Here is a 4,556-nt window from a genome sequence, read left to right as displayed (position 1 = left end):
CGCGGTGCGCGCCTGACCGAGCTGCTCAAGCAGCCGCAGTACGACCCGTACCCGGTGGAGGAGCAGGTCGTCGCGGTGTGGGCGGGCACACGAGGCAAGCTCGACACGCTCGAGGTCGAGGACGTGCTGCGGTTCGAGCGCGACCTGATCGAGCACCTGCGCCGCCACTCCACGATCCTCGACGTCATCCGCGACACGAACGTGCTCGACGACGACACCGAGGCCGCGCTGGAGGCCGAGGTCGACAAGGTCCTGCTCGCCTTCCAGGCCGGCAAGGAGCACCACATCGGAGACCCGGGCCGGGAGGAGTTCGCTCCCGCCGACGCCGAAGACGTGAGCCAGGAGCAGATCGTCAAGGGCGTTCGGGGCTGAGGCCGGCTAGAAGACACACACCATGGGCGCTCAACTCCGGGTCTACAAGCAGAAGATCGCCTCTGCGCAGACGACCAAGAAGATCACCAAGGCGATGGAGCTGATCGCGGCTTCACGCATCCAGAAGGCGCTGACGCGCGTGCACTCCGCGACGCCGTTCGCCGACGCGGTCACGCGCGCGGTGGCGGCGGTGGCGACGTACTCCAACGTGGACCACACGCTCACGCGGGAGCCCGCCGAGATCCGCCGCTCGGCGATCGTCATCTTCTCCTCCGACCGGGGTCTGGCGGGAGCGTTCAACTCGCAGATCATCCGCGAGGGGCTGGAGCTGGCCGAGCTGGTTCGCCGGCAGGGCCGCGAGCCGGTCTTCTACCTGGTCGGACGCAAGGCCGTCGGCTACTTCCAGTTCCGCCACGTGACCCCGGCGGCGCAGTGGACCGGCGACACCGACACGCCGCACTTCGAGACCGCCGAGGCGATCGGCGCGCGCGTCATCGACGACTTCGTGCGGGGGAGCGCGCAGGGCGGCGTAGACGAGATCCACCTCGTCTACAACAGCTTCGTCAGCATGATGACGCAGGCGCCCCAGACGGTGCGGCTCCTGCCGATCGACGTCATCGAGGCGTACGAGGCGGTGCCGCCGTCGACCACGGTGTATCCGCTGTACGAGTTCGAACCCGACGGCACCGAGGTGCTCGACGAACTGCTGCCCGTCTACGTGCACAGCCGCATCTTCCACGCGCTCCTGCAGTCGGCGGCGGCCAAGCACGCCGCCACGCAGAAGGCCATGAAGTCGGCCAGCGACAACGCCGACAAGCTCATCACCGACTACACCCGCCTGCGCAACAACGCGCGCCAGGCCGAGATCACCCAGCAGATCGCCGAGATCGTCGGCGGCGCCGACGCGCTCGCGTCGGGCAAATAGACCCCATCGAAAGAGAAGAAGCCATGAGCCTCACCGCTGAGAAGACGCACACCCAGGTCGTCGGCCGCGTCGCGCGCGTCACCGGCCCGGTCGTCGACATCGAGTTCCCGCACGACGCCATCCCCGACATCTACAACGCGCTGCGCACGACCCTCGTCGTCGACGGCGTGGAGAGCGAGATCACGCTCGAGGTCGCCCAGCACCTCGGCGACGACCTCGTGCGGGCGATCTCCCTCAAGCCGACCGACGGCATGGTGCGCGGTCAGGAGGTGCGCGACACCGGCGGTCCCATCACCGTTCCGGTCGGCGATGTCACCAAGGGGCGCGTGTTCAACGCGACTGGCGACGTGCTCAACGCCGAGCCGGGCGAGCAGATCGAGGTCACCGAGCGCTGGGGCATCCACCGCCACGCGCCCAGCTTCGATCAGCTCGAGTCGAAGACGCAGATGTTCGAGACGGGCATCAAGGTCATCGACCTGCTCACCCCGTACGTCCAGGGCGGCAAGATCGGCCTGTTCGGCGGTGCGGGCGTGGGCAAGACCGTGCTCATCCAGGAGATGATCCAGCGCGTGGCGCAGGACCACGGCGGTGTGTCGGTGTTCGCCGGCGTCGGGGAGCGCACCCGCGAGGGCAACGACCTCATCCACGAGATGGAGGAGGCGGGCGTCTTCGACAAGACGGCCCTCGTCTTCGGCCAGATGGACGAGCCGCCGGGCACGCGTCTTCGGGTCGCCCTGTCGGCGCTGACGATGGCGGAGTACTTCCGCGACGTGCAGAAGCAGGACGTGCTGCTGTTCATCGACAACATCTTCCGCTTCACGCAGGCCGGCTCCGAGGTCTCCACGCTCCTGGGCCGCATGCCCTCCGCGGTGGGCTACCAGCCCAACCTCGCCGACGAGATGGGCGTGCTCCAGGAGCGCATCACCTCGACCCGCGGTCACTCGATCACCTCGCTCCAGGCGATCTACGTCCCCGCCGACGACTACACCGACCCCGCTCCGGCGACCACGTTCGCGCACCTGGATGCCACGACCGAGCTGAGCCGTGAGATCGCCTCGCGCGGTCTGTACCCCGCGGTCGACCCGCTCTCCTCGACGAGCCGCATCATGGACCCGCGCTACCTCGGCGCCGATCACTACCGGGTCGCGACGGCCGTCAAGCAGATCCTGCAGAAGAACAAGGAGCTGCAGGAGATCATCGCGATCCTCGGTGTGGACGAGCTCTCCGAAGAGGACAAGATCGTCGTGGCCCGGGCGCGGCGCCTCCAGCAGTTCCTCTCGCAGAACACCTACATGGCGAAGAAGTTCACCGGCATCGAGGGCTCCACCGTCCCGATCAAGGAGACCGTCGAGTCGTTCGACGCGATCGTCAAGGGCGAGTTCGACCACGTCGCCGAGCAGGCGTTCTTCAACGTCGGCGGCATCTCCGACGTCGAGGAGAAGTGGGCGAAGATCCAGAAGGAGAACGGCTGACATGCCGCTGCAGGTGCGGCTCGTCTCCGCCGACGCGGAGGTCTGGACCGGCGAGGCGACCCTCGTCGTGGCGCGGACGAAGATCGGCGAGATCGGCTTCATGGCGGGCCACGCCCCCGTGCTGGCGACCCTCGCGGACGGCCAGGTGCGCATCACCCAGGCCGACGGCACGAGGGTCGTGGCCGATGCCAGGGACGGGTTCGTCTCGATGGCGAACGACGAGGTGACCGTCGTCGCCAGCGACGCCGCCCTCGTCGCCTGACGGGTGCTGGTCCTTCTTCCTCCGTCCGAGACCAAGCGCACCGGCGGTGCCGGCGCGCCGTTGCGGCTGGAGTCCCTGGCGCTGCCGACGCTCCGGCCCGAACGCGAGCGGGTCGTCGCCGCGCTGGAAGACCTCAGCGCCGACGAGGATCGGGCGGCGCGCGTGCTGCGGCTCGGCGCGCGTCAGCGCGGCGAGATCGCCGACAACGCGGCGCTGCGCGCAGCGCCCACGATGGCGGCGGTGGACCGGTACGCGGGAGTGCTGTACGACGCGCTTCAGGCGCGCACTCTGCCCGCCGCGGCGCGTCGGTGGCTGGGCGCGCACGTGCTGATCCACTCGGCGCCGTTCGGACCGGTGGGCGCCCTCGACGGCATCCCGCCGTACCGGCTCGCCGCGGGCACGGCCCTTCCCGGGGTGCCGGCGCTCCGCCGCCTGTGGGCCGGTGCGGTCACGGACGCGCTCGGGGGGACCGGGGCGTCGTTCGTGCTCGACCTGCGCTCGGCTGCGTACGCGGCGCTCGGCCCGGTTCCGGCCGACCTGCCGCACGAGGTCGTCCGGGTCGTCACCGAGGGCGCCGACGGCGCCGTGCGTGCGCTCAACCACTTCAACAAGCACGCGAAGGGGGCCTTCGTCCGCGCGCTGGCCCTCGATCGCCCCCGGATCGGCTCGGCGGCGGCGTTGGAGCGCTGGGCATCGGGGGCGGGCTGGATGCTGCGGCACGGCGACGGGGGCGCGTTCGAGCTGGTCGTGCACTGACGTCGACACGCGCGCTCGCCCGGACCGGCGGCCGAGGACTGCCTTACGATGGAGACGCGGGGGCGACGGGCTCCTCGCCGGGCTCACGAGGCCTGGAACGACACCGGAGGTGTTCTCGTGTCCGATTACGACTACGATGCCGCGACAGCGGTGGGCATGCTCGTCGTGCTGCTCGTCGTCTTCTTCCTCGCCATCGCGATGTGGGTCGTGACGTCGTTCTTCATGATGAAGATCTTCGACAAGGCCGGCGTACAGGGCCGCTGGCGCGCATGGGTGCCGATCTACAACACCATGGTCTTCAGCAAGCTCGGCGACCTGAGCCCGTGGCTCGTGCTGATCGCGATCGGCGCGTCGCTCGTGCTCTCCTGGGTGCCGGTGCTCGGCTGGGTCATCTCGATCGCGTCGGCGCTGGTGCTGGCGCTGGCCGCGTGGCGGGTGGGGCTGAAGCTGCAGAAGGAGCCCATCTGGGTCATCCTGTACGTCTTCCTCTCGCCGATCTGGCTCGGGATCAACGCGTTCGACCGTTCGCGCTGGAACACCGCGGTGCCTCCCGCACCGTGGGCGCAGAACTCCTTCCTGGCCGATTCCACGCAGTGGGCGGGCGTTCCCAGCCAGGCGGCCGCGGGCGGCTATCCGCCCGCGGGCTACCAGCCGCCGGCCCCGCCGGCGGGGTATGTGCCCCCCGCACCGCCGGCGGGATACACGCCGCCGCCGGCGGGCTACACTCCGCCTGCGCCGCCGGCCGGGTACGCGCCGCCGGCGGCGCCGC

At 70.0% G+C, this 4,556-nt stretch carries 5 protein-coding genes and 1 pseudogene; all 6 read left to right on the top strand.

Annotated features, from left to right (window positions below; translation table 11 throughout):
• Nucleotides 1-372, top strand: a pseudogene (locus QM641_RS12620) (F0F1 ATP synthase subunit alpha); the annotation flags it as partial.
• Between the two features lie 22 nt (nt 373-394).
• Nucleotides 395-1,297: a F0F1 ATP synthase subunit gamma gene (locus tag QM641_RS12615; RefSeq protein WP_415117016.1), complete on the top strand. Its 903-nt coding sequence runs from the start codon at nt 395-397 to the stop codon at nt 1,295-1,297.
• A gap of 23 nt (nt 1,298-1,320) precedes the next feature.
• Nucleotides 1,321-2,769, top strand: a complete 1,449-nt coding sequence (gene atpD / locus QM641_RS12610; RefSeq protein ID WP_415117014.1) for a F0F1 ATP synthase subunit beta — start codon at nt 1,321-1,323, stop codon at nt 2,767-2,769.
• Nucleotide 2,770: 1 nt separating this feature from the next.
• Nucleotides 2,771-3,031: a F0F1 ATP synthase subunit epsilon gene (locus QM641_RS12605; RefSeq protein ID WP_415117012.1), complete on the top strand. Its 261-nt coding sequence runs from the start codon at nt 2,771-2,773 to the stop codon at nt 3,029-3,031.
• Nucleotides 3,032-3,034: 3 nt separating this feature from the next.
• Entirely contained in the window at nt 3,035-3,787 is a 753-nt protein-coding gene (locus QM641_RS12600; protein WP_415117010.1) for a YaaA family protein, read from the top strand.
• Nucleotides 3,788-3,904: 117 nt separating this feature from the next.
• The coding region (locus tag QM641_RS12595; RefSeq protein WP_415117008.1) for a large exoprotein at nt 3,905-4,556 on the top strand (652 nt) is incomplete at its 3' end.

The sequence above is a fragment of the Microbacterium sp. genome (assembly GCF_047605725.1).
Classification (GTDB): Bacteria; Actinomycetota; Actinomycetes; order Actinomycetales; family Microbacteriaceae; genus Microbacterium.
Note: the sequence above shows the minus strand (reverse complement) of the source record. Positions and strands in the feature narration are given on the sequence as shown.